The organism is Providencia sp. 21OH12SH02B-Prov (assembly GCF_027362595.1).
In the GTDB taxonomy this organism is placed as follows: Bacteria; Pseudomonadota; Gammaproteobacteria; order Enterobacterales; family Enterobacteriaceae; genus Providencia; species Providencia zhejiangensis.
Map to the genome: position 1 here is coordinate 2,078,149 of NZ_CP114796.1, position 22,812 is coordinate 2,100,960.

At 38.4% G+C, this 22,812-nt stretch carries 22 protein-coding genes and 1 riboswitch; of the genes, 10 read left to right on the forward strand and 12 right to left on the reverse strand.

Annotated elements, in window-relative coordinates; genetic code table 11:
• Positions 1-304: 304 nt before the first annotated feature.
• The gene (locus tag O7C57_RS09880; protein WP_269723964.1) at positions 305-2,407 is read left to right on the forward strand and encodes an AAA family ATPase; all 2,103 of its coding nucleotides are present in this window, start codon (positions 305-307) and stop codon (positions 2,405-2,407) included.
• Between the two features lie 338 nt (positions 2,408-2,745).
• Here the strand turns inward: O7C57_RS09880 and O7C57_RS09885 are convergent, their stop codons facing one another.
• The 3 genes from O7C57_RS09885 to O7C57_RS09895 all read right to left on the reverse strand — a co-directional run bounded on the left by O7C57_RS09885 (position 2,746) and on the right by O7C57_RS09895 (position 5,629).
• Positions 2,746-4,062, reverse strand: coding sequence for a type II toxin-antitoxin system HipA family toxin (locus O7C57_RS09885; protein ID WP_269723965.1), 1,317 nt, complete (start codon positions 4,060-4,062; stop codon positions 2,746-2,748).
• On the reverse strand, positions 4,056-4,382 hold the full coding sequence (locus O7C57_RS09890; RefSeq protein ID WP_154624335.1) for a helix-turn-helix transcriptional regulator: 327 nt from the start codon (positions 4,380-4,382) through the stop codon (positions 4,056-4,058). Before O7C57_RS09890 ends, O7C57_RS09885 begins: the two co-directional genes overlap by 7 nt.
• A 275-nt stretch (positions 4,383-4,657) precedes the next feature.
• On the reverse strand, positions 4,658-5,629 hold the full coding sequence (locus O7C57_RS09895; protein WP_154624334.1) for an SDR family NAD(P)-dependent oxidoreductase: 972 nt from the start codon (positions 5,627-5,629) through the stop codon (positions 4,658-4,660).
• A gap of 1,467 nt (positions 5,630-7,096) precedes the next feature.
• On the opposite strand from O7C57_RS09895, the gene O7C57_RS09900 reads away from it, so the two are divergent.
• From O7C57_RS09900 to rlmA, 3 genes are all read left to right on the forward strand, one after another.
• On the forward strand, positions 7,097-8,419 hold the full coding sequence (locus tag O7C57_RS09900) for a serine hydrolase domain-containing protein (RefSeq protein WP_163861488.1): 1,323 nt from the start codon (positions 7,097-7,099) through the stop codon (positions 8,417-8,419).
• Between the two features lie 638 nt (positions 8,420-9,057).
• Positions 9,058-9,258: a hypothetical protein gene (locus tag O7C57_RS09905; RefSeq protein WP_154623323.1), complete on the forward strand. Its 201-nt coding sequence runs from the start codon at positions 9,058-9,060 to the stop codon at positions 9,256-9,258.
• A gap of 109 nt (positions 9,259-9,367) precedes the next feature.
• Entirely contained in the window at positions 9,368-10,189 is an 822-nt protein-coding gene (gene rlmA / locus O7C57_RS09910) for a 23S rRNA (guanine(745)-N(1))-methyltransferase (protein WP_163863580.1), read from the forward strand.
• Between the two features lie 47 nt (positions 10,190-10,236).
• Here rlmA and mntP read toward each other — a convergent pair whose 3' ends face one another.
• The 8 genes from mntP to pabB form a co-directional block, all read right to left on the reverse strand.
• The gene (gene mntP / locus O7C57_RS09915; protein ID WP_154623324.1) at positions 10,237-10,821 is read right to left on the reverse strand and encodes a manganese efflux pump MntP; all 585 of its coding nucleotides are present in this window, start codon (positions 10,819-10,821) and stop codon (positions 10,237-10,239) included.
• A gap of 6 nt (positions 10,822-10,827) precedes the next feature.
• Positions 10,828-11,005: riboswitch (yybP-ykoY riboswitch) on the reverse strand.
• A 151-nt stretch (positions 11,006-11,156) separates the two neighbouring features.
• Complete coding sequence (locus O7C57_RS09920; RefSeq protein ID WP_154635697.1) at positions 11,157-11,615, reverse strand: DUF986 family protein; 459 nt, start codon at positions 11,613-11,615, stop codon at positions 11,157-11,159.
• A gap of 90 nt (positions 11,616-11,705) precedes the next feature.
• The gene (locus O7C57_RS09925; RefSeq protein ID WP_154622924.1) at positions 11,706-12,557 is read right to left on the reverse strand and encodes a PTS mannose transporter subunit IID; all 852 of its coding nucleotides are present in this window, start codon (positions 12,555-12,557) and stop codon (positions 11,706-11,708) included.
• Positions 12,558-12,569: 12 nt separating this feature from the next.
• Positions 12,570-13,376, reverse strand: a complete 807-nt coding sequence (locus O7C57_RS09930) for a PTS mannose/fructose/sorbose transporter subunit IIC (protein WP_154622923.1) — start codon at positions 13,374-13,376, stop codon at positions 12,570-12,572.
• A gap of 87 nt (positions 13,377-13,463) precedes the next feature.
• Positions 13,464-14,429, reverse strand: a complete 966-nt coding sequence (gene manX, locus O7C57_RS09935; protein ID WP_269723966.1) for a PTS mannose transporter subunit IIAB — start codon at positions 14,427-14,429, stop codon at positions 13,464-13,466.
• A 652-nt stretch (positions 14,430-15,081) separates the two neighbouring features.
• Positions 15,082-16,446 (reverse strand): L-serine ammonia-lyase, encoded by a 1,365-nt coding sequence (locus tag O7C57_RS09940; protein WP_163861497.1) that lies wholly within the window; start codon positions 16,444-16,446, stop codon positions 15,082-15,084.
• A 173-nt stretch (positions 16,447-16,619) separates the two neighbouring features.
• Complete coding sequence (locus O7C57_RS09945) at positions 16,620-17,180, reverse strand: CoA pyrophosphatase (RefSeq protein ID WP_154622922.1); 561 nt, start codon at positions 17,178-17,180, stop codon at positions 16,620-16,622.
• Positions 17,173-18,540 (reverse strand): aminodeoxychorismate synthase component 1, encoded by a 1,368-nt coding sequence (pabB, locus tag O7C57_RS09950; RefSeq protein WP_154622921.1) that lies wholly within the window; start codon positions 18,538-18,540, stop codon positions 17,173-17,175. Before pabB ends, O7C57_RS09945 begins: the two co-directional genes overlap by 8 nt.
• A gap of 153 nt (positions 18,541-18,693) precedes the next feature.
• On the opposite strand from pabB, the gene O7C57_RS09955 reads away from it, so the two are divergent.
• Together O7C57_RS09955 and yebF are read left to right on the forward strand one after the other, a co-directional pair.
• Positions 18,694-18,867: a YoaH family protein gene (locus O7C57_RS09955; protein WP_154622920.1), complete on the forward strand. Its 174-nt coding sequence runs from the start codon at positions 18,694-18,696 to the stop codon at positions 18,865-18,867.
• Positions 18,868-19,056: 189 nt separating this feature from the next.
• Entirely contained in the window at positions 19,057-19,422 is a 366-nt protein-coding gene (gene yebF, locus O7C57_RS09960; protein WP_154622919.1) for a protein YebF, read from the forward strand.
• A 75-nt stretch (positions 19,423-19,497) separates the two neighbouring features.
• Here yebF and O7C57_RS09965 read toward each other — a convergent pair whose 3' ends face one another.
• The gene (locus O7C57_RS09965) at positions 19,498-19,728 is read right to left on the reverse strand and encodes a DNA polymerase III subunit theta (protein WP_154622918.1); all 231 of its coding nucleotides are present in this window, start codon (positions 19,726-19,728) and stop codon (positions 19,498-19,500) included.
• A 378-nt stretch (positions 19,729-20,106) separates the two neighbouring features.
• Between O7C57_RS09965 and ftnA the strand changes: the two genes are divergently transcribed.
• The 4 genes from ftnA (at position 20,107) to O7C57_RS09985 (ending at position 22,471) form a co-directional block, all read left to right on the forward strand.
• The gene (gene ftnA, locus O7C57_RS09970) at positions 20,107-20,610 is read left to right on the forward strand and encodes a non-heme ferritin (RefSeq protein ID WP_154622384.1); all 504 of its coding nucleotides are present in this window, start codon (positions 20,107-20,109) and stop codon (positions 20,608-20,610) included.
• Positions 20,611-20,796: 186 nt separating this feature from the next.
• The gene (gene copC / locus O7C57_RS09975) at positions 20,797-21,183 is read left to right on the forward strand and encodes a copper homeostasis periplasmic binding protein CopC (protein ID WP_154622385.1); all 387 of its coding nucleotides are present in this window, start codon (positions 20,797-20,799) and stop codon (positions 21,181-21,183) included.
• Between the two features lie 2 nt (positions 21,184-21,185).
• Entirely contained in the window at positions 21,186-22,082 is an 897-nt protein-coding gene (copD, locus tag O7C57_RS09980) for a copper homeostasis membrane protein CopD (protein ID WP_269723967.1), read from the forward strand.
• A gap of 41 nt (positions 22,083-22,123) precedes the next feature.
• A complete protein-coding gene (locus O7C57_RS09985; protein ID WP_163861503.1) occupies positions 22,124-22,471 on the forward strand; it encodes a YebY family protein in 348 nt (115 codons plus the stop codon).
• Positions 22,472-22,812 lie beyond the last annotated feature (341 nt).

Here is a 22,812-nt window from a genome sequence, read left to right on the forward strand (position 1 = left end):
TGAACTCGCATGAGTCTACTTTCTTTGATGATGATGGTCCAAGCGCCGACTTGCCCACTTTTATTTCCACTACGAATGCCCATGAACTGTATGGCCTGAGGGAGGGGGAAACTGTGTTGGAGGCCATAGCCCGATATAAGAGTGAGAGAAGCGAACGAGTGGCAGTAAAACAAGAGGATTTGTAGGCTATAGCACTTTTGGTATTGTTGGTGAAGTCTTGATTCGTTCAATAAGTTAAATTTAGTTTTATGATGTATAAATACTAATAGTAATAAATTTAGTTAACTAGCGTGGGGAGACGTGTGTGCTTACGGTTCAGATAAGAAATTGCAACAGCATTGAAAGTGCTGAGATTAAAATCACCAAAGGAACGCTCAATATAAAATATGGGCCTAATGGATTGGGTAAAAGCTCTATAGCAAAAGCAATTCAGGCAACTGTGAGCAATGACGGCTCACTTCAAGGATTGAAGCCATTTAAGTATCGTGCAGTTGAAGGAGAGTTTGATCCTTCTGTCGCAGGAGTCGAAGATATAAATTCGGTTTTGGTTTTTGATGATACCTATGTATCGCAATTTGCATTTCAGCGTGATGAAGTTCTCAAAAATAGTTTTGATATTTTCATAAAAACGGATGATTTTCTTGCTGCTATGCAAGAGATAGAGCTGCTCTTTCAAGGGATCAAAGCAACTTTCGATGATAACGAAGACTTGAGCACTGCTATCTCGGACCTGAAAGAACTTCGTGATGCATTTGGAGTTACAAAAACAGGTACGCTTTCTAAGGCAAGTAAGGGCTACAAAGCATTTGGTCTCGGGAATAAGATTGCTAATATTCCAGATCATTTAAAGCCGTTTGAAGAGTTCATTAGAAGTGAGCAGCCAGCAACGTGGATAGCTTGGCAGTCTAAAGGTAATTCTTTCTTGGAGTTGTCGGATAATTGCCCGTATTGTTCTTCTAGTTTCCAGGAAACTGATAAGAAAGAAATCGCGCAATCCGTTGCTAAGGAGTACGACTCAAAGTCTGTGGAACATTTGAGTGCACTACAGACTATCATCGAAAGATTGGGGAAATATTTTAATGATGCTTGCCGTGAAAGCTTAGAAGAAATTACAAAGTCGAAGGTTGAGCTTTCATTGGAGGAAACCAACTTCCTGAGTGCCCTTAGGGGAGATGTTGAAACGCTGATTGCAAAACTTGAAGGGTTGCGCTCTATCTCGTTTTTCTCGCTTCGAGACGTTGAGAAGGTTGAGGACGAAATTGGTAAGTTGAGAATTGATCTTAGTCTTCTTGAGAGGCTCAATTCGGAGGGTACTAAAACTGTTGTAGATCCCGTAAATACTAAGCTTTCGGAGTTGGCAGAGAAAGTTGGGGAGCTTAAAGGGAAGATCAATAAGCACAAAAAGCTCATCGAGAGAACTGTCGGCGAAAATCAGGATGGTATCAATGGTTTTCTCAAGTCAGCCGGTTATAAATACAGTGTCGTTATCAAGTCAGAAGCCGACTCCTACAAGATGAAGCTTGTGCACCATGATCATGAGGAACATATTGAGACGGCAACGCAGCATTTAAGTTATGGAGAAAGGAATGCCTTCGCTCTGATACTGTTCATGTACCAGGTGCTGAGAGAGAAGCCTGGGTTAGCTGTTTTGGATGATCCTGTTTCAAGCTTTGATAAGACTAAAAAATTCGCTATTTTGAATGAGTTGTTTAGAGGTAAGGCCAGCCTTCGCGACACAACTGTCCTCATGCTAACACATGATATTGAGCCTGCAATAGATGTTATACGTGGCGTAAAACGATTGTTTCAGCACCCTAAACCAACAGCATATTTTCTAGCGTCGAAAGCGGGTGTGGTTTCTGAGGTTGAGATTAAAGCGGAAAATATTCAAACATTTGCACAGATATGTGTTGATAACATTCGAGATAATGAGGATGAGGTTATTAAATGCATATATTTGAGAAGGCATTTTGAAATAATCAATGATCTCGGAATGGAATATAACTATTTGGCTAACCTTTTGCATGCTAGGGATATTCCAATTCTAAAATCTGATACGGGGGGTATCAAGATGGATGGTCAACAGATTATGGATGCCGAATTAGGTATCAAGAAGCTTATTCCAACTTTTGATTACGCGGCGGTGCTTGCTGTGATTAAAGATAAGGCAGAGATGAAGCGTCGCTTCATGGAAGCTACGGTAGGGTATGAAAAAATCCAGCTTTTCCGTATTTTTAAGGAGGTACACGGTTCCGCCAATGATGAACAGGATAGCATTCTTCAAAAGTTCGTGAATGAGTCATTCCATATTGAGAATGAGTATGTAATGCAGCTAAATCCTCATAAGTTTGACAATGTGCCAGAGTATGTCGTTATGGAATGCGACAGGGTTATTCAGGCGTCCTAAATCTGCCACCGGATTTTGTATCTTTTGGCATGGTATTAATCATGGTATTTGGTTTATTTGTCTTCGTATGTTATTGAAAAAACAGATGTTATATTGATAAAACATCATTGAGTGGGAATAAACTAGCTATTGTTGATAACAGTTTTTAGTTGTCGATAAATTCAAAGGCATCAGTTAGTTACTGGTGCCTTTTTGTTTGGGTAAAGAATGTGTAGATGGTGTTGCATGTTCGTTTTTAGGCTGGTTTGAATACGTAAGACGATAACAAGATTCTTCAATTGTGGTGGCAAAAAATGATTAATTCATCACAGCATTAAATATTTAGCCTTAAACTAGCGTTAAATATTCAACCTTAAATTTTTACTCATCTCGTCGCTTAATGACTTAGGCACATCCCACTCTTTGGCTAAGCTCGGCCACGACGAAACACATTCAATGGTTTCATCAATCACTGCATTTATTTTCTTTTTACTAAATAATGGGCTCACCTTCTCTAAACTATAAAAATCTTCTCGAATAAAATTATCACGTTTGCCATTTAGGCTCATCCAATGACTGTTTACCCATTTACTGCCCGGTTTGTAGCTATAGGCCAAGTCGTAAGCAGGGGCCAATTTCCATTTATTTTCTTTCAGCATAAAGGCAAAATTCTTTGAGTGATCATCGTGGTTTCGCGCAATAATGTTAAACGTCATACGTTTGAATAATTGCAGGGCATCTTGTGCAGATAATTTTAATTGGCGAGCAATGGCAAATAACTCAGCATAAGAATATGACCCCGGTTTTTTATAATCGACATGCGCTAATCCATTGAGTGTTTGAATATGAATTTTGTTGTTACCAACGCGATCAAAACGTTGGGTCATAAAATGTCGTCGAGCACCTTCATGTAATAATTTACATGGCATCATCTCAATACCACATTCTGTTGCCATTATGTGGTAAACAAATTCCATCGCCCCATAACCTAATGGGTCACCAAAAGTTTCTTGGTTTTTATTGTGTTCACTGACCCCATCAAACTTCATAAGGTAATGTGTAAATCCATTGGGTACTGTTGTTTGTCCCGATCTCACCTGTGTGAAGTCATCATTAAAGGCTAAGACCGCTTTTGGGCGAGCACCGCCGGCGCTCATACCGACAGACAATAGCGATAACATGGCCTCGCGTGATTCTTGACCATCCCGACTCAGTTCAACTGAAAAATTCCCTCGGGTATCCAAGATTTCTTGCGCTATTGCAACAAGTGATTCAATTTCAACTTGTTGTGATGAATTAAGATTACGCATTTGAGTGGCTGGAGAATATTCAAGGGCGCCCATACCTCGTTTCCCTGTGTATTGTAATCTTTGTAGCGGGGTGATTTCTTGAGGGGATAACCCCTTATTTGCGACCCAAGCATTAAGTACAGCATTGCCAAAATCGTCGGGCAGGGAATCTGCAATTAAACCGGGAAGCCCTCTAAAGGTATTGAAATCTAATTCGGGAAAACGAAATATTGTTGAAGACAAAGGCATTTTTAAAGGGGATAGCTCGATCCCTTTTTTAATAAAGCTAGGGTCATATTCAAAAGCACCAATGCCGCTATCTGTATCAAAACTGAGGGCGCCGATGGTTTGATCATGATAATTAACATTAATGACTTCCATTACCATTCGAGGTGCTCCTCTTTATTTTCTTGTCGTTGTCCTGAGGCTCGTTGGCGTTTTTTACCTTGTAATTTAGCTAATTGCAAAGGCGATATAGGTTGTCGTGGTAAAAATAAATCAAGTTGATCCGTTAAATTTAAAGCCTGCATGATGGCAATAAAAATGTCTAGTTGCGCTTTGCCTTTTTCTGCATTAATGACCGTTTTACGTGCGACGCCAGCAAATTCCGCAACTTCGGATTGTGTTAAGTTTTGGTTCAATCTTGCTTGTTTTAGTCGTTCGCCAAGCTGTTCCGCAAGTGCAATAGCACTAATTTTCTTGTTCATATAAAGATCCCATTGGGTGACTTTAAATGCAAAAACAACAAATAATGTTACTATTATGGTACCTTATTGATATTAAGTAAAGGCGTCTATAATGTAACTAAATGTGCTCTTTACTGTCATTTTGATGCAATAAGGTAACCATAATGGAACTTTATATGTTTTGTTGTTTGGTCGTGAATTTCATTAAAGGTATAGATGGCTAAAAGCCCCTATAGTTAAGGGGCTTGTGTTCTGCTTAATTTTATGTCGCAACATAAAATTCTAGTAGAGAAAAGTTAGCTTCCGACAGGGAATTTTTCACCAACTAACTGTTCGCTTTTAAGCCATAATGTTGTCGCTAATTGAGGGTCAATGGCATAAGAACGAAGACCGTAAAAGCCAGGGCCGTCATTAATTGGTGCGACTTGGCAGTCTTCACAGTATTGCCCACCAATTTGGTCAATATCTGCAATAACAGCAGCCCATACAGTGGTAGCTGCCCCTTGAGGAATTGTTTTTGTCGTTAATTCAGATAAACCGGCTTGTTGATTAAGCGTATTAATCATAGTGCCAATTTCGACTTGATCTTCAACTGACATATTACGGCTTAGGTTGGTGGCAATGTTGCCTGGATGAATAGCACAAGCGCGGATACCAAGATGACGATAACGACGGTCAAATTCAACAGCAAATAAGATATTGGCTGTTTTAGAGCGGCTATAGGCAAGCTGTGGCTGATATTCGGTAGTGGTAAAATTAAGATCGTCGATGTCAAAATCAAATAATCGATGTCCCGCAGAGGAAACACTAATAAGACGAGAGCCAGAATGCAATAAAGGCACTAGGTGATTAACTAACACAAAATGCCCTAAGTGATTAATACCAAATTGGCTTTCAAAACCATCACGCGTATGTCCGAAGGGGGTTGCCATCACCCCTGCGTTGGTAATAATGACATCAATTGATTTTGCTTTCTCTAGAAGTCCGCTTGCACATGCACGCACAGAGTCTAATGATGAAAGATCTAATTCAATCAGTTCGAAACGACCTTGTGGGTTAGCACCACGAATAGCGTGAGCCTGTTTTTCGTTGCTAGCAATATGACGAACAGTACCTATGACATGAGCACCGCGAGCAGTCAGTGCTCGAGCAATTTCCACACCAAGTCCCGATGATGTTCCTGTTACAAGAATTCGTTTATTGGTTAAATCGATATTATTTAAAACATCATCCGCTGTGGAGGTTGCACCGAAAGAATTTTGTTTCATGTCACACTCCTAATATAAAAGTATAAAAAATCAAAAACAGTTATTGCAAATTAAGTACGAAAATAAAATATTACATGATGCTTTTTAATTGATTTTTTAACTACATTGCATTTTACCATGACAAAATGTTTTTATGTATTGAGCAATGTTACAAACGTTGAATCATTATCAAATTGAGTAAGTTGAAACCTATTTTATATTTTGACCACATTGGTTAATGTTAACTTAGAAGCATGCTTATCTATAAATATAAATAAGCGGTCTACCCCAAGTTTACAATCTATTAGGTAGTATAATCACGGATATTATTTTTAGTTTATCTTTTGATGCTGGCAAAAATAATGAGGACTGTCAATGCGTTAAAATAACTAAATATGGATTTATAATAATGAAAAATAGATGCGCATTCACGGGTTTGATAGAGTTAAAAGCCAATAATAAAACATAACCTAATGATGTTAATTGATTTTTATTTTTTTTTGTGGATAACTGAAAATATCGTAAGTTTATTTGATGGAGATTGTTCATCTTATTTTCACTGAAGCAAAGGAAGGCGATTCTTTCGTTAGTTATTGATAAGGAATAATCAGAGATTTAATAGTAACAGAGTAAAATCATGGATAACGGCGTTAGCGATATCCATGGAACATTATCTATGTCTATAAAACCTATTCTATATTGATTAAATGTCGTTTTTATATGTAGTGCAAAGTTGAAAGGATATTGACTCTTTTACACTGATTTAAATCAGTGAAGTATGTTATAAAAATCAAATGGCCACTGGTTATAGAGATAACATCATCTTTATACAAGGAAGGTGGTTTTTAGCCAGTGCAGAATAATATAGACAGGCTTCCTGAGAGATACACCCGTGTTTTAATAAAAACGTTCGGCATTAGGCGTTGATTCTAAAGTTAATATCTTAATATGACGCTGTTTAGCTTATTGTTTTATTGCCTCTATAATTAACCCCGCAGCGGCTAAACCCATCTAAACCTAGTTAGTCAGGTAAAGTAAAAGCAGCATCGACACTATGCTGCTTAAGGTTTAAAAAACCAGTAGCGATTAGAAGAACAGCTTCATTTACAGCAAAAAAAAGGGTTATCGTTTACCCTAGTTCGGTAGCTTACAGGTAGGGTATCTGGGGTCCAAGCAGTGATTGTGTTTTGATAAAAGCTTTATTTACAACTTGCTCGGATTACTTGATTTCTGATAAACCAGAGGCGTTCTGCTTCTTCTAGTTTCGCCAGTCTAATTTTCATAAATATTACTCTTAAGGGTAAATAAAATATCTTAACGACAAGAATACATCTTATTACTCGAAACCTAGAGTAGTTTATTTAAAAATTAAAAACCATTAATCACCAATACTCTCATCTTTTTGGGCGATAGCAGTAATCTAAACCGACGTTAAGATACTTATGGCAATAAAATAACAAATGGTCATTATCATAAAAAGGGCGCCTTATGAGAAAAAATAAAAAAAACGTATGTTTAATTTCAGTTTTACTCATCACATCGTTCTATGGCTATGCAAATCCAACGAATAATGAATGTGGTGTACCTGCATTAGCTAAATGTCCTCAGCCTATTGATAGGACTTATCCAAATGTCAAAGATATGCTGAAATGGGATCAAAATGAAAGGTTACTCGGTTTTCGTAATGACTATCGCGCGTATCCTGGGGATGTTTTTCATGCCGTTAATCCTAAGCCCTTGGAAAGAAAAATCCAACGTTTAGACGATGTGACTTACCAATTGAAAGGGATGACATATAACCTTGAAAATTACATAAAGCGTAATGATGTTACTGCGTTAATGGTTATCAAAAAAGGGAACGTTGTCTTTGAATATTATGGACTAGGTAACACTCCCCAAACATTATGGACGTCGCGCTCTGTCGGTAAATCCGTGGTTTCTACCCTAGTAGGGATTGCGCTACAGGAAGGCCGGATCACGTCATTAGATGATGCTATCGAAAAATATAATCCAAGTGTCAAAGGAACGGCTTGGGAAGGCGTGACTATAAGGCAATTACTGCAACACACCTCAGGGGTTGAATGGGGGGAGAATTATGAAAAAGCAAATTCAGATTTTGCCAAAATGACAGAGTGTGAAGCAAACCCAGAAATTTATGCATGCGTTCAACAATTAGTGCTAGACCCGAAACGGCAACGTTATGCAAAAGCAGGGGATGTGTGGCAATACAACTCAGGGGGAGCATGGTTATTAGGTGATACACTTGAAAAAGCAACAGGGGTATCCATTGCAGATTATCTTGAAAGTAAAATTTGGCAGCCTTTTGGGATGACTCACGATGGGGTATGGCAAAGCTATCAGCTTGGTAAACATAATAGTGGCGCGCATGGTTTTAATGCCACATTAGAGGACTGGGGTAAGTTTGGGCTATTTTTTGCAGAAAATGGTGTATTAGCAGATGGTAAACAGACATTACCAGAAAATTGGTTAAATGAATCGAAATCATGGGTACAAGCGAAAAATTCTGTTAATGCAAGTTACCCTGAAGGTATTTATGGCTTTGAGTGGTGGAATAATAGTGTGCCACAAAACACGCAGAATGTAGAACCCAAAATGGGTTTAGATAGTAATAATACATTATGGGCTTTAGGTATTTTCGGACAAATTATTGTTGTTAACCCTAAAGAGCAGTTAGTGATAGTTCAATGGTCAACATGGCCTGTAGCGCATCCTGCTGATGATGGACAACCACTCGAAGCATCTCTAATGTTTAATGCAATCAATAACCAGTTAAATAAAATATTAAATTAAACATTTAATTTAATATCAAGACTATAACGGCCGTTCGTTACAGCGAGCGGCCGTTATATTTTATCATTTAATAAAGGAAAATTTTTATATTACTATTTTCTCTAAAGCTTAATGTTCTCTGCCATTTTATTTTTCTATTGAGTTATTCATAGGAATAAAAATAAGCAGTCGTGAATTAAATAAATTTTCAGCCTATTTTATCTTTAAACTATCCTTCTTAGAATTAAATATTAATGATTATCATGGGTAAATACAATAAAAACATGATGTTATCTTTTTTTAATAAGGTTTTTTGAAGTAAAAAAGGCGTGTAAACTCTTATGTTTATTGGGTTTGATGTTTAAAAATATAAATTAATTAAATGAATTCAATGATATGTGGTTATTGATGCAATGACGGTGGAATAGAAAGACATGAATTTAATGGGTAACGGTAAATTGACTTTTTATTTACTATTTGTTGATTTTTCCGTATTGAAAATCAACGGTGCATCAACCAACTGAATAAATAAATTATCAAAGATAACCTATAAAAAATTTATAAATCTTTAAGTTTGTCCTATTGTGAATTATTCATAAAACATGATTTAGTAGCGGAGCAAGAACATCCTTGTATATATTAATTTGAAGGTGCTTATAATGAAAAGATTTTTAGCAGTAGCAACGCTATTGTCACTTGCTATTTCTGGTTCGGCATTAGCAGCAAATAATACAGTAAAAAGCGGGCAAGCCACTCCAACTGTTAAAGAGCAAAAAAGCAATAAAGTACATGCAGCAGGTAAAACCAAATCACACAATACCGTAGAAAAGAAAACGCCAACCACATCTGATAAGGGTTAATCTTCTTTCTTGTTAGAACCTTTTCAGTATCAGTGCCATGGGAAATAAGCTACCCGTGGCGCTGCATCTCTATGGTATACTGTTTTTTATTTATCAAACTATACCTGTTATGAACTATCAATGTCCTTTATGTTTTAACTTATTAACGCTGCAAAATAACAGTTGGCGATGTGAAAATAATCATCAGTTTGATTGTGCCAAAGAAGGTTACGTTAATTTGTTGCCAGTTCAACACAAACGTTCTAAAGATCCGGGCGATAGTGCAGAAATGATGCAAGCACGTCGAGAGTTTTTGAATGCTGGTCATTATGATGCAATGCGTCAATTGGTTGCAGATAAGCTCAATCACTCTATTTCTGAGAAAAAGAGTACGGTATTAGATATTGGTTGTGGGGAAGGGTATTACACGAATTATTTTATGCAAAGCTTAGCTAAGCAGAGTAAAACTCAATCTGTGTTTGGATTGGATGTGTCAAAAGTGGCTATTCGCTATGCTGCAAAACGTTATCCTTCAGTTCATTTTTGTGTCGCCTCTAGTCATCGTTTACCTTTTGCGTCGCAAAGCATTGATGCTATTGTTCGTATCTATGCACCCTGTAAAGCCGATGAGCTGGCTCGAGTTTTACGGCCAACCGGTATTCTTATTACCGTGACTCCGGCGCCTGAGCATTTACAAGAATTAAAACAATTGATTTATTCTGAAGTAAAGTTACATCCGCTGAAAGAGGAACAGCTACCTCAATTTAAATTATTGGATGAAAGTCATTTAAACTATGCTATGCCATTGGCGGGAGAGGAAGCATTTGCATTATTGCAAATGACTCCATTTGCTTGGCGTGCTTCTGAAGAAGTCAAACAGGAATTAAAACGTTCTGGGATAAAAAATTATACTGCGGATTTTATGGTTCGAGTTTATCAATTGATCGATTAACGGATATTCAATATTTCCCCCACAAAGTGTATGTGGGGGAGATAAAATTAAGCGCTATACATAAATAGTTCGAGATGTTCAAACAAGATATTGAAGCCGATAGCCATTAAAACAAGACCACCAATAATTTCTGCTTTTTTCCCGAGTAATGGCCCGACATAGCGACCAATCATCATACCTATAGTGGCCATTATCATGGTCATTAAGCCAATCGTCATTGCGGTATGAACAATATCCACTTGTAAGAATGCGAGCCCAAGGCCGATAGCCATTGCGTCAAGGCTGGTGGCAATGGCGGAGAGTACTAAACTCATTGAGCTATTACGGGATGGCTGAGTACAGCAATCTTCTTCATTTTTCGCTTTAATACCTTGCCAAATCATGCGCGATCCTAATAAGAACAGCAGGGCAAATGCGATCCAATGATCCCAGCGAATAACATATTGGCTGGCTAAAATACCGATTGCCCAACCAATGATGGGGGTTAGGGCTTCAATAAAGCCAAAGATAAAACCAGTGCGGAGGATCTCTTTAAAGCGGGGTTTATGCAGGACTGCACCTTTGCAGATAGCGACAGCAAATGCATCCATTGAAAGTGCAAGTGCTAAAATTAGGGTAGCGTAAAAACTCATAATATTAACCTCGGTTGGTGCATCCATATACACATGAATTACCCCCAACCAAAAGGCTTATTCATGTGTCTATGGTCTTGCCAACCAAGATGGCGTCCGTACCACGTTTAAACAACAAACGAGTATGTTGACACGGACATTCTGGATATATTTCCAGAATAGGCTACTCCCCAATGACTTGGAATGAAAGATATCATAAATTAATTTAAAGGCAACACTTAATTTTGTGTGCCTATTAAATAGTATTGAGAATAATTTTCATTTGCAGGAATGGGAGAGTTGAGGTTAACTTAATTTTTAATTAACCTCAATCTTAATGTGAATATATATAACTATTATTTATGATTAATAAGGAATTCATATATTCTTTGTAAATCATCAAGTTGTGATACTTTGATGTAAATTTTTCGATGCTCTAAACCAACAATCAAAATACCGTCTTCTGATAAATTCATTGTTTTTATTCTGTCATACAATATAAATGTATTCGCAAAATAAAAACCATTTTGTTTAAAAAATAATTTTGGTGTTCGAATAAAAGCCAAATAGACTGACATTAAAATGGTAGCCATTAGCAAGTATGTGGTTAATATACTGCCATGTCGTGAAATATTAGTATAAATAACAATACAGATTAATACGATGAATATAATAGCATCAGCTCTATGTTTCCGCTTTAGATTAATTTTTAGTAGAGTTTTCCCTTTACGTATATGTTGAATAAATTCATCGTAAATCGCATACAGTAGCATCAGTAAAATAATAATGGCCAGTATGAAATCATTTAAGGTCATGTTGAGTGCCTTTGGCTAAGTTAACATTCTAGAGAGCTTAAAAGTAAAAATGGGAGGCTGCAACCTCCCATTTCAATTAATGACAGTAAATTATGGTGCTAAGAACTTCAACCAAGCACCCAAAATACCTAATCCGAAGAAGCCAATGATAATCCACAATGGATTAACTTTGCGGCGAAGTAGCCACATACAGGCAAAGGTGAGTAATAATGGCACTAAACCGGGCATCAAGTCATTCAAAATATCTTGAATCGTTTTGATTTCCATGATTTTTGTTTCAGGATTCTCAATACTCGATACCACGACAGGGATATTCACATTTGTCCATTTATTCACGAGTGCCCCCATGACAAATAGACCTAATATCGATGCACCCTCAGTCAGTTTTTGTAAGAAGCCGCCACCGATATCTTGAACAATATCAACCCCTTTTTTATAGCCATAGGATACGCCATAATAGAGCGTGAGTAGGCGAACGAGGTTGAATAGCACGAAGAACAGAATTGGACCCAACAGGCTACCTGTCATCGCGATACCTGCACCCAGAGCAGCAAACACTGGACGAACGGTACCCCAGAAAATCGGGTCACCAACACCCGCTAAAGGCCCCATCAAACCAACTTTGATACCGTTAATCGCACCGTCGTCAATATCAGCACCATTTGCACGTTGTTCTTCCATCGCCATGGTCACGCCTAGAACTGGAGCTGCAACGTAAGGGTGGGTATTAAAGAACTCGAGGTGACGTTTAATCGCTTGTTTACGTTCGTCGTTATTTTCTGGATAGAGGCGACGAATGACAGGCACCATTGAATAACAGAAACCTAAGGCTTGCATACGTTCGAAGTTCCAAGAACCTTGTAATAAGTTAGAACGTATAAAGACACCTCGGATGTCGCTTTGTGTCAGCTTTTTAGCTGTTGGACTTGTTGTATCTACCATGTTGCGATCCTCCTAGTCTAATTCATTATCAAGGTTGTTGTTGCCATTGGCATTATTTTGAGTCACAACAACTTGAGACTTATTATATTTCGGGCTGAGTTGGATATAGAGAATAGCCATAACCGCACCGATAACACCCAGTGCAACTAGGTTGAAATCAGTAAATGCAGCAGTTACAAAGCCCAAGTAGAAGAATGGCATTAGGTAGCCAGCACGCATCATGTTGATGACCATGGCATAACCGACAACCACGATCATACCACCAGCAATGTTTAGACCATCGGTGACAACCTCAGGGATCGCATCCAACATTTGTTTAACTTCAGATGTTCCCACAGAAACTGCAACGATCAGTGCTGGAATTGCGATACGCATCGCTTGAAGTAGTAGTGCCGAAACATGGATCCAGCTAATTGCTGTCAGATTACCATTGTTCGCTGCACGGTCAGCTGCGTGTTGGAAAGCAACAGTGACTGTACGAACGATAATGGTTAATACTTGCCCAGCTGCGGCCAGTGGAATTGCGATAGCGATACCGGCGCCGATACTTTGCCCACCAGCGATAACCAAGATGGTTGAAATAATTGACGCAAGCGCGGCATCAGGTGCAACAGCAGCACCGATGTTCATCCAGCCTAATGCGATCATTTCGAGTGTACCACCGATGATGATGCCGGTTTTCATGTCTCCCAAAACGATACCGATAAGCGTACAGGCAACGAGTGGGCGATGGAACTGAAATTCATCGAGTATAGAGCCCATACCAGCGATACAAGCAACGATGAAAACCAGTACTATTTGAACAACGGTAAGTTCCATTGTTTAATCTCCTGTAACCAAACATGTTTGGTAAATCTGTTTTCGAGTAATGGTTAAAATTTAAAATTATTAACGGCTTAACTAGGACTAATTTTTTAATTTTTTAATCAAATCCATCATCTGAACTTTACTGTCAGAAGAAACTTTACGGACTTCCAATTCGATGTTTTTCTCATTGAGATAATTGAAAGCGTCAATATCTGTTTGATTGATAGACACGGCATTTGTCACTTGAGTTTTACCTTCATGGAACGCCATGCCACCGATATTGACTGACTTTATATCTACACCTGCTTCAACGAGTCGTTTTACATCTGTTGGGTTAGTGAACAGCAACATGACACGTTCACCCGCGTATTTCGGGTTGTTATAAACACGAATACATTTTGCAACATCAACAACATGGGCTGTAACGCCCGGAGGGGCAACTTGTTTGAGTAATGTTGAACGAACTTGGTCTTTTGCAACCTCATCACTGACAACGATAATACGTTTTACACGTGTTTCTTTTGTCCAGCGAGTTGCGACTTGGCCATGAATTAAACGGTCATCAATACGGGCGAGTGCGATCACCATATGTTCGCCAGGCGCTGCGGTGACAACTTGTGCAGGCGCAGGTTGTTGAACAGGCGCTGGTGTTACAGCGGTTTCTGGTTCTTTAAATTTCAGCGCGCGGATCCCACCACGGCCAGTTTCTAAAGCAACGGAGATTAACTCCTCAAAGGAAGGGTTATCATCGCGACACATAAAAGTTTCTACTAACATAGGCACGTTAACACCAGTGACTATTTCATAGTTTTTATGTTCGTTTACGATACGACTCGCCGCGTTAAATGGGCTACCGCCCCATGTATCGACTAGAAAAATCACTCCATTGGAGGTCTCTAAATCAGCTAGTTTTGCTGTGTATTTTTCAAATAGGGTGTCCGCGTTTTCCCCTGGTACAAAGTCAATAAACGAGACATTTTCCTGCTCGCCAATTAACATTTCGGTGGTACGGAGAAGCTGCTCTGCCGCCACACCGTGGGTACCAATCATAATAGCTATACTCACTTGATTTCCCTCTTAACAGATATAGAACGGAATTTGTTTATCAGGTCAAAATTGAATCAGGGTGATGAAACCTCCTAATTAAAGAACGGTATTAATAATATTAGCTGATTAAATTCACTCCACTTAGTACAACGAGTAAACAATTATCATGCTAATTACGATCATTAGAAAAGGTAGCATAACATTTTGTATAAGCGTAAAAACTTGTTTTGCGTCAGAAAATTAAAAACATGCAGGTTATTTCAAATAAAATGCAAGTTTTATCTGTATATATTTGTTTCGTTGAATCAATTATCTAAAAATGATTTTTAAATGGATAATTAAACTGTTATCGGTAATAAAAAAAGAATAGGAAATGTAAGGTTTTTACGCGTGAGATTAAAAAAGTGTCAAAAAATGACACGATTCAGCAGTAGGAAGTTCTGAAAGGGAGCCGTTAAAAGATAAAGAATATAAAATCACTTTTCATTAAATATTTATCACAGAATAAAATGGCTCCATGTGATGAGCAAAGTAGGAGAAATATAGAGCAGAAAAAGATATCTGTGAGGTTAAATAATGCTCAAAGTAACCGTTGCTAAATAAATACCGCGTATACAAAATAAAGTGCTATACGCGGTATCAAATAACCGTTTAATGGTAGTGTGAGTGTTTAATCACATTGGACTTTAATGGCTAAACCACCGCGAGAGGTTTCACGGTATTTTGCATTCATGTCTTTTCCTGTTTCATACATTGTCTCGATAACTTTATCGAGAGAGACTCGTGGTTCACTTGTTCGACGCAATGCCATACGCGTTGCGTTGACAGCTTTGACGGAAGCAATCGCATTACGTTCGATACAAGGTACTTGCACTTGGCCAGCGACAGGGTCACAGGTTAAACCTAGGTTATGTTCCATACCAATTTCAGCCGCGACACAAACTTGTTCAGGGCTACCACCAAACAGCTCGGCGAGGCCAGCAGCGGCCATCGAACATGCGACACCGACTTCACCTTGACAGCCAACTTCTGCACCTGAAATGGAAGCATTCATTTTATAAAGAATACCAATAGCGCCAGATGCAAGGAAATAACGGGTATAAAGCTCAGGAGTGACGGGTTCAATACAGTGATTATAATAAGCAAGTACAGCGGGGACGATACCACATGCACCGTTCGTTGGTGCAGTTACGACACGCCCGCCAGCCGCATTTTCCTCATTAACAGCTAAAGCATACATGTTAATGAGATCCACAACGTTCATTGGGTCATTAGACAGTTTGCTTGATGAAGTTACGAGGCGATTCAGTGCTGGAGCACGACGAGGCACGCGTAGTGGCCCAGGAAGAACGCCTTCAGTATTGAGTCCTCGTTCTATACAAGCCTGCATGGTTTTCCAGACATCGGCAAAATATGCCTCAATTTCTTCTTTAGTATGAAGGTCTAGTTCATTCTTCATCATCAAGCTAGAAATGGATAAGCCTGTCTTTTTGCAATGAAGTAACAGTTCTTCTGCTGATTTAAATGGATAGGATACAGGTTTGCTATCGAGAGTGGATTGACCAAAGTGTTCTTCATCAACGATAAAACCACCGCCGATGGAATAGTAAGTTTTGGTGTAAATTTCATCTTCACCTGAAAACGCATGGATGGTCATGCCGTTTTCGTGTAAAGGGAGGTTATCTGAACGGAAATTCATACCACCTTCACGAGGAAAATCGACGGTGTGAGTACCATTGGCTAGCAGTAATTTTTCCGTTTTTTCAACGTTATCGATAAAGCTTGGAATAGATTCAATATCAACGGTTGCAGGTAAGTTGCCAGCAAGGCCCATAATGATTGCAATATCGGTATGGTGACCTTTTCCAGTGAGCGAAAGAGAGCCATAAACGTCAACCGCAATGCGTGTGACGCTTGGTAATAATTGTTTATTTACCAAATCATCGACAAATTCTTTTCCCGCCTTCATTGGGCCGACGGTATGAGAGCTTGAAGGACCTATGCCCACTTTAAACATGTCGAATACGCTTATCACGCAGGACTCCTTAAAAAAAGTAGATATTTAGTGATTTATTTTAAAGGGCGCTACTTTACTGTTATTTAGTAGTGTTAACCAGTAAGTTTAAATTATTTTTTAAAATAAGGTAGCAACAAAAGGCCTATTGATTAAAAATAGCACAAAATGTCAGCGATTTCGTGATGAAGGCGCTATTTTAGTTGAAGAGCTAACTGATGAATAATGGCGGCAGTCAGTCCCCATACTAAATGGTTATTATGCCAATAGAAAAAGATGCGGTTACTGCTTCCTGCCCGTTTTACATCAACATACTTATGTTGGCTCAATGATAATGCATCAAATAGAGGCACTTCAAAGACAGAAGCAACTTCACTAGGGTTAGGGTGATAGTCAATACCTGGAGGTAATAATCCGACAACGGGGGTGACCTCATAGCCACCAAGGCTTTGTTGAGGGGTAAGCTGCCCGAGTATTTGTACTTTTTCTGGAGGAATGGCAACCTCTTCATACGCTTCCCGTAAAGCAGTGGTGATCAGAGAACCATCTTCAGGATCGCTAGCGCCACCCGGAAAAGCGACTTGACCTGCGTGAGAGCGCAAGAAAGGTGAGCGCTGTGTTAACAGCAAGGTTGGTGTTTTTTTATTAATGATCGGCAGAAGTACAGCAGCAGATTTACTCGCCGTACGTTGCGTTTGGCGAGTAACAGGAAGCGTAAACTGAAAACGGCTAATAAAGTCATTCAGTTTAGTCATTATGCTGCAATTCTCCTAACAAGGGTAATATAAGCCGTAATTTATCAAACGTTTCCTGATATTCTTTATCTGCTTGGCTGTCAGCAACGATTCCGCCACCGGCCCAGCAGTAAATACGTTTCTTATCAGTTAACAAAGTACGAATCGTTATATTAGTATCCATTTTACCACAAAAGCTAATATAGCCAATTGCACCACAATACCCATGCCGACGATGAGGTTCAAGCTCTTCTATAATTTGCATTGCACGAATTTTAGGTGCGCCAGTTATTGAACCACCAGGAAAACTGGCACGAAGCAAATCTGTTGCAGTATAAGGTGCAGCAAGAGTTGCAGTGATGGTGCTAACGAGGTGATGAACGGCTGGAAAAGCTTCAACAACGAATAGTTCCGGCACTTTCACGGAGCCCGGCACAGCAACGCGACCAATATCATTTCTAAGTAAATCGACAATCATCAGATTCTCAGCGCGATCTTTAGGCGAATTAGCTAACTTTTCAGCTTGAATGAGATCCTCTTGTTTATCTTCTAATCGTGGAAGCGTACCTTTAATTGGTCGAGTTTGAATTTCCCCATCCTGCAAAAGAATAAAACGTTCAGGTGAAATGCTTATCACTGCATTATCAGGTAGGCGTATAAAGGAAGAAAAGGGCGCTCGGTTTGATTGAGTGAGTGATAAAAAAGCATCCCATTCATTGCCTTTATAGGTGGCATCAAAACGCTGTGCTAGGTTGATTTGATAACAATCACCATTGCGCAGGTATTCATGTATTTGTTGTATTTTTTGCTGATATTGCTCTTGTGTCATGTTTGAATGCCATGCGCTAGTGAGCGTAAATTGCGTTTTGCGTGGTGCTTTTTGCTTTTTTAGCCAATTAAGACGTTCATGTACATCGGAGTAACTCAATAATGTGACCGTTTTTTCTTGATTATCGACAATCAAAGCCCATTCATATATACCGACGGCCATATCGGGAAAGTGCAGGTCAACATGGGCTATTTGTGGCATTTTTTCAATACGTCGACCGAGATCGTAGCTCCAAATACCTAAAGCCCCCCCCGTAAAAGGGAGCGAGTCGTCACGAGCGTGTTTAGGTGTGAATTGTTCAATGGATTGTTGGAGTAATTTAAACGGGTCGTCACTCGAAACTTCGACAGTTTGTAAGTGGGTTTTGGTCGTTTTATCCCCCTCGGTGATGAGCGTCGCAATAGGATCAGCAACGATAATATCGTATCGATTATGTGGATGATCCGCATTGCCTGAATGCAGGAGCATGGACCAAGGTTGATGAGCTAGTGGAGCAAAGTAATCAATAGCTGCATCAGGATGATAAGGAAGTTGTATTTTATTGATAACCATTTGTCTATACTAATCTAAAAATCCACAAAAAGAATTACTGTCCAGATTAGCATATATCTTATCTTAAACAGCTAACAGCTGTTAAAATTAGGCTAAAATTTTTTATTTTCACCTAAATCACTTAATGATTAACCAGTAAGAAGAGAGGTAAAGATGTTTTCAGGCATGCCTGCACTCAATCATCAAGAACAACAGGAAGCTGTTGAACGCATTCATCAACTAATGGCAGATGGAATGAGCAGTGGGGAAGCGATCGCACTGGTCGCACAAGAAATTCGTGAGAAGCATAAAGATAAAGAGCAGATTCATGCTCGGTTTGAAGAATAAAATAAATATGAGTAAAACAAACTATTAACATTTGTGCTAAAATCTGATAAATATTAGTTAAGTCATACCATTTCTGGCAGTTTATAAATATTTCGACTATTTTAGTTAGATGAGATAAATGTCGTAAAAAATTAACTATGGTCACTGAACTAATTTGTTACCTAACATTTTATAGGGATCGGAGGAAGCATGAAGGCTGGAAAAAAAATCGGTTTTGCTTTAGGTAGCTGTGCATTGTTGTTCAGTTCAATTGCATTCAGCGCTAATCAAGAAGAAGGCAAAGCAGCCCCCTTTATTAGCTGTGAAAAATTAGCAGAGCCTCAAATCGCTGCACAAGTTAAAAATGATTTTATGAACAATCGTCTACCTCGTTGGGGAGATGAAAAGGCATTGGTGGGTAAAAAAGCAGTTGCTTGGGTGAATAATCAAGAAGTGACTAAAACGGCGACAGGTTATCAAGTGCCGTTAACGGTAAGAGGATCTAAACAGGATTTACATTATAACGTGGTAGTTGATTGTGAAAAATCCACGATCACTTATAACTCTACAAAATAATCCTCAATATATTATTTAAGTATTGATAGGAAAGGGAGGCATTTAGCTTCCCTTTTTTATGACGCTTGATAACGTCTAACGATTTTTAGGCTCGTATGGAAGACGAGAAAAATGTTGTGAGAGTTGACGATAGTGGATCAACCTTTCCCTAAAATAGTTTCGAAGATGTTCAGGTTGTTCTTGTTCAACGGCTTCTGCAATGACGGCGATATTATAACGCTCTTTAAAGGCAACTCCGGAAGCTTGAAGATCTACGTTGATTTTATCCATTTCGTCTTTAGGTAATAATGCAAGATTATAGCTCATATCCACTCTCAATCACTTCATTGTAGAGAGGATAGTGTAGCAATTTATGGATAAAAATCACTAGATTCATGATGTTTGAAGAGATATAAATAATTTAATACTTTTTATAAAAAAGAGAATTTTGCATATAAAACACGTAATAAATTAATCAATAACCATAATGATATAATGTATTTTTAAATAAGAATAATTCTTGTTCCTCATGAAAAATAATGAAATGACATGAATAAAGATAATGAGATTGATTATTGTTAATCTTACGTAAAGTTATTAATTATCAGTAGATTATATTTTTATGTTTTATTATTGTTTTAGGGTTTTAATTATTTTTATTATATGCATAATAATGGAATTAATCTTAACAGCTAAGGAAAGAATATGTTAACAAATGATATGATCAATAAATTGAATGAGCAGTTAAATCTTGAGTTTTATTCTGCTAATTTATATTTACAAATGAGTGCATGGTGTAGCGATAAAGGCTTTGAAGGTGCTGCGGCGTTTTTAAAAGCGCATTCTCAAGAAGAAATGGAACATATGCAGCGTTTATTTGACTACTTAAGTGATACAGGTGCATTACCGAAGTTAGGTCAAATTGCAGCTCCACCGGTTGATTTCAAATCTATTGCTGATGTATTTACACAAACTTATCAGCACGAACAGCAGATTACAGCAGAAATTAATAAGTTGGCGCATTTAGCGATGACTACGCAAGATTATTCTACGTTTAATTTCTTACAGTGGTATGTTGCAGAGCAGCATGAAGAAGAGAAATTATTCAAATCCATTCTGGATAAACTGGATATGGTGGGTGAAAGTGGCAAAGCGCTATTCTTATTGGATAAAGATCTAAAAAATATGTCTGCCGCTGCACACGTTTAATATAAAACATCAATAGGCTTATGAATCGTAGTGATTAATTTCAACATTCATGAGCCTTTTTCTTTTCATTTTGTGTCAATAATCACACCTTAAACAGCTAAATCGATTTTTTTGGCGATAAAGCGTATTTCTTCCGTATAATGGTTGGCAATAAATCTAAATTCACCTGCAAATTAAGGGGTTACTATGCCAATCTATCAACTCAAATCATCGTGGCGCAAATTAAGTGCGGTTGCTGTACTGTTTTTAGGCATGTCATTTCAACAGGCATTTGCGCATGCGCATTTAAAAGATCAACTTCCAGCAGAGGGCGCTTCAGTAGAACAAGCTCCAGAGTCAATTACCCTAAACTTCTCTGAAGGTATTGAGATCAACTTTACTAAGGTAAAAGTGACGGGGCCTGATAATAGTGTAGTGAAAACAGGTAAACCGGCATTAGACCCAAGTAATGATACCAAGGTTATCGTACCTATCGAAAGCAACCTTGCGACCGGTAAGTATGATGTTAATTGGAGTGTTGTTTCTGTCGATGGACATAAAACAAAGGGTGAATATAGCTTTACTGTGAAATAATCATGTCTCTAGAGGCATTTTATACAGTCATACGCTTTTCCCATTTTGTCGCTGCGATGTTGATGTGTGGTATGTCAATATTCGCGGCTGTTCTCAGTGTTGGCTCTTTTCGTCAGGTTCTTCGTCAGCTCCTTAATCGTGCGATTATCTTTAGTGCAGTCATCACGGCACTTACTGCTTTTGCGTGGATGTCTGCTCAAGCTGGGTTAATGGGAGATGGCTGGGAAGATACACTTGATATTGATATTTGGAAGAGCGTTTTTAGTACAACATTCGGTCAAGTATGGCGTTGGGAATTACTCTTTTCCTTAATGACGCTTGTCGTTGTTTTTATTCGTTCACAAAATCTTCGTTTATACCTGCTGTTAATACTTTCGATTATTCTACTCGGATTACATGCTCTTATTGGTCATGCAGCGATGCATGATGGTTTAATAGGGGGCCTACATCGTTTGAATCAATTCATTCATCTTATCAGCTCAGCCTATTGGTTTGGTGGTTTGTGGCCATTCCTGATTTGCATTCAATTTTTACGTGATAAAAATGAATTAGCTACAGGCTTAGATAAGCAAATATTTGTTAGTTTGATTCGTTTCTCACGTGCAGGACATGTTGCTGTGGTATTGGTATTAATGACAGGGATCATGAGTTCGATAACATTATTGCCAAATTGGCCGTTAAGCTATTCTGGCTCAGAATATCAATCTTGGCTTTGGTTAAAAATTGGTTTAGTCGAGTTAATGGTCCTACTCGCCTTGATTAATCGTTATATACTGGTGCCGACGATCAAAAGAAAAGGGCGATTACAATATTTGATTGTTAATAGCTGGATTGAATTGTTGTTAGGAAGTGTGGCCATTTTGGCTGTCGCTATTTTTGCAACTTATCAGCCGGTATAATAATACGATAGTGAATTTGATGTTCTAACAAGGTAATTTTCATGAAACTGAAATTAGCGCTTTATTCTATGTTGTTGGTAAGTACCACTTTTAGTGTGGCAGCTGCCCCTATCGAGACCGTGAGTAAAAAGCAATTTGGTGATGATTGGCCATTTACCCGTGAAGAGGTGATGCTAGAGTGCCGAGGCAATGGGGCACTTATTGTGATCAATCCAGCGACACTAATGCAATACCCACTTAATGATGTCGCGGATAGCCAGATGAAGAATAAAGAGATAAAAGCTCAACCAATTGATGTGCTATTAAAGCCCATTGATACACAGAAAACCACAGAAGAGCGTATTCAACCGCTTAAGTTAGCAGCAGAGAAGCTGTGCAACAAAGCCTGATATTATATTTATAGTAAAATAATAAGTGCCGTAAATTGTAAGTATATTACTTATCATTTATGGCATTTTTTTTACCATTTATGCATTTAACCCCAGCTAAACTTGAAAGGTTACACTTATTTTTGATATAGAATTTACCTATCAATCAAATAGCTCGATATTCGAATATTAAGAAATAAATTGTGTTAATAATATGTAAAAAAATTGATAATTTATGTGGTAAGAGTGCGCTTAGCAAGCTAGTATTAAATTGTACTTTGTTACGTCTCAATGGCAATTTTTAGCGCACGGCTCTGCCAGAGCCATTTCCCAAGGCCCGGTAATCGGAATCTACCAGGCCT

What these genes read in the sequence shown, in the direction of transcription:
- copD (WP_269723967.1), top strand. Translation starts at nt 21,186, where the DNA reads ATGTCTCTAGAGGCATTTTATACAGTCATACGCTTTTCCCATTTTGTC.
- O7C57_RS09965 (WP_154622918.1), bottom strand. Translation starts at nt 19,728, where the DNA reads ATGAGCTATAATCTTGCATTATTACCTAAAGACGAAATGGATAAAATC.
- O7C57_RS09930 (WP_154622923.1), bottom strand. Translation starts at nt 13,376, where the DNA reads ATGGAACTTACCGTTGTTCAAATAGTACTGGTTTTCATCGTTGCTTGT.
- O7C57_RS09955 (WP_154622920.1), top strand. Translation starts at nt 18,694, where the DNA reads ATGTTTTCAGGCATGCCTGCACTCAATCATCAAGAACAACAGGAAGCT.
- ftnA (WP_154622384.1), top strand. Translation starts at nt 20,107, where the DNA reads ATGTTAACAAATGATATGATCAATAAATTGAATGAGCAGTTAAATCTT.
- pabB (WP_154622921.1), bottom strand. Translation starts at nt 18,540, where the DNA reads ATGGTTATCAATAAAATACAACTTCCTTATCATCCTGATGCAGCTATT.
- mntP (WP_154623324.1), bottom strand. Translation starts at nt 10,821, where the DNA reads ATGAGTTTTTACGCTACCCTAATTTTAGCACTTGCACTTTCAATGGAT.
- O7C57_RS09890 (WP_154624335.1), bottom strand. Translation starts at nt 4,382, where the DNA reads ATGAACAAGAAAATTAGTGCTATTGCACTTGCGGAACAGCTTGGCGAA.
- O7C57_RS09920 (WP_154635697.1), bottom strand. Translation starts at nt 11,615, where the DNA reads ATGACCTTAAATGATTTCATACTGGCCATTATTATTTTACTGATGCTA.
- O7C57_RS09945 (WP_154622922.1), bottom strand. Translation starts at nt 17,180, where the DNA reads ATGACTAAACTGAATGACTTTATTAGCCGTTTTCAGTTTACGCTTCCT.
- rlmA (WP_163863580.1), top strand. Translation starts at nt 9,368, where the DNA reads ATGAACTATCAATGTCCTTTATGTTTTAACTTATTAACGCTGCAAAAT.
- O7C57_RS09895 (WP_154624334.1), bottom strand. Translation starts at nt 5,629, where the DNA reads ATGAAACAAAATTCTTTCGGTGCAACCTCCACAGCGGATGATGTTTTA.
- copC (WP_154622385.1), top strand. Translation starts at nt 20,797, where the DNA reads ATGCCAATCTATCAACTCAAATCATCGTGGCGCAAATTAAGTGCGGTT.
- yebF (WP_154622919.1), top strand. Translation starts at nt 19,057, where the DNA reads ATGAAGGCTGGAAAAAAAATCGGTTTTGCTTTAGGTAGCTGTGCATTG.
- O7C57_RS09885 (WP_269723965.1), bottom strand. Translation starts at nt 4,062, where the DNA reads ATGGTAATGGAAGTCATTAATGTTAATTATCATGATCAAACCATCGGC.
- O7C57_RS09905 (WP_154623323.1), top strand. Translation starts at nt 9,058, where the DNA reads ATGAAAAGATTTTTAGCAGTAGCAACGCTATTGTCACTTGCTATTTCT.
- O7C57_RS09925 (WP_154622924.1), bottom strand. Translation starts at nt 12,557, where the DNA reads ATGGTAGATACAACAAGTCCAACAGCTAAAAAGCTGACACAAAGCGAC.
- O7C57_RS09900 (WP_163861488.1), top strand. Translation starts at nt 7,097, where the DNA reads ATGAGAAAAAATAAAAAAAACGTATGTTTAATTTCAGTTTTACTCATC.
- O7C57_RS09985 (WP_163861503.1), top strand. Translation starts at nt 22,124, where the DNA reads ATGAAACTGAAATTAGCGCTTTATTCTATGTTGTTGGTAAGTACCACT.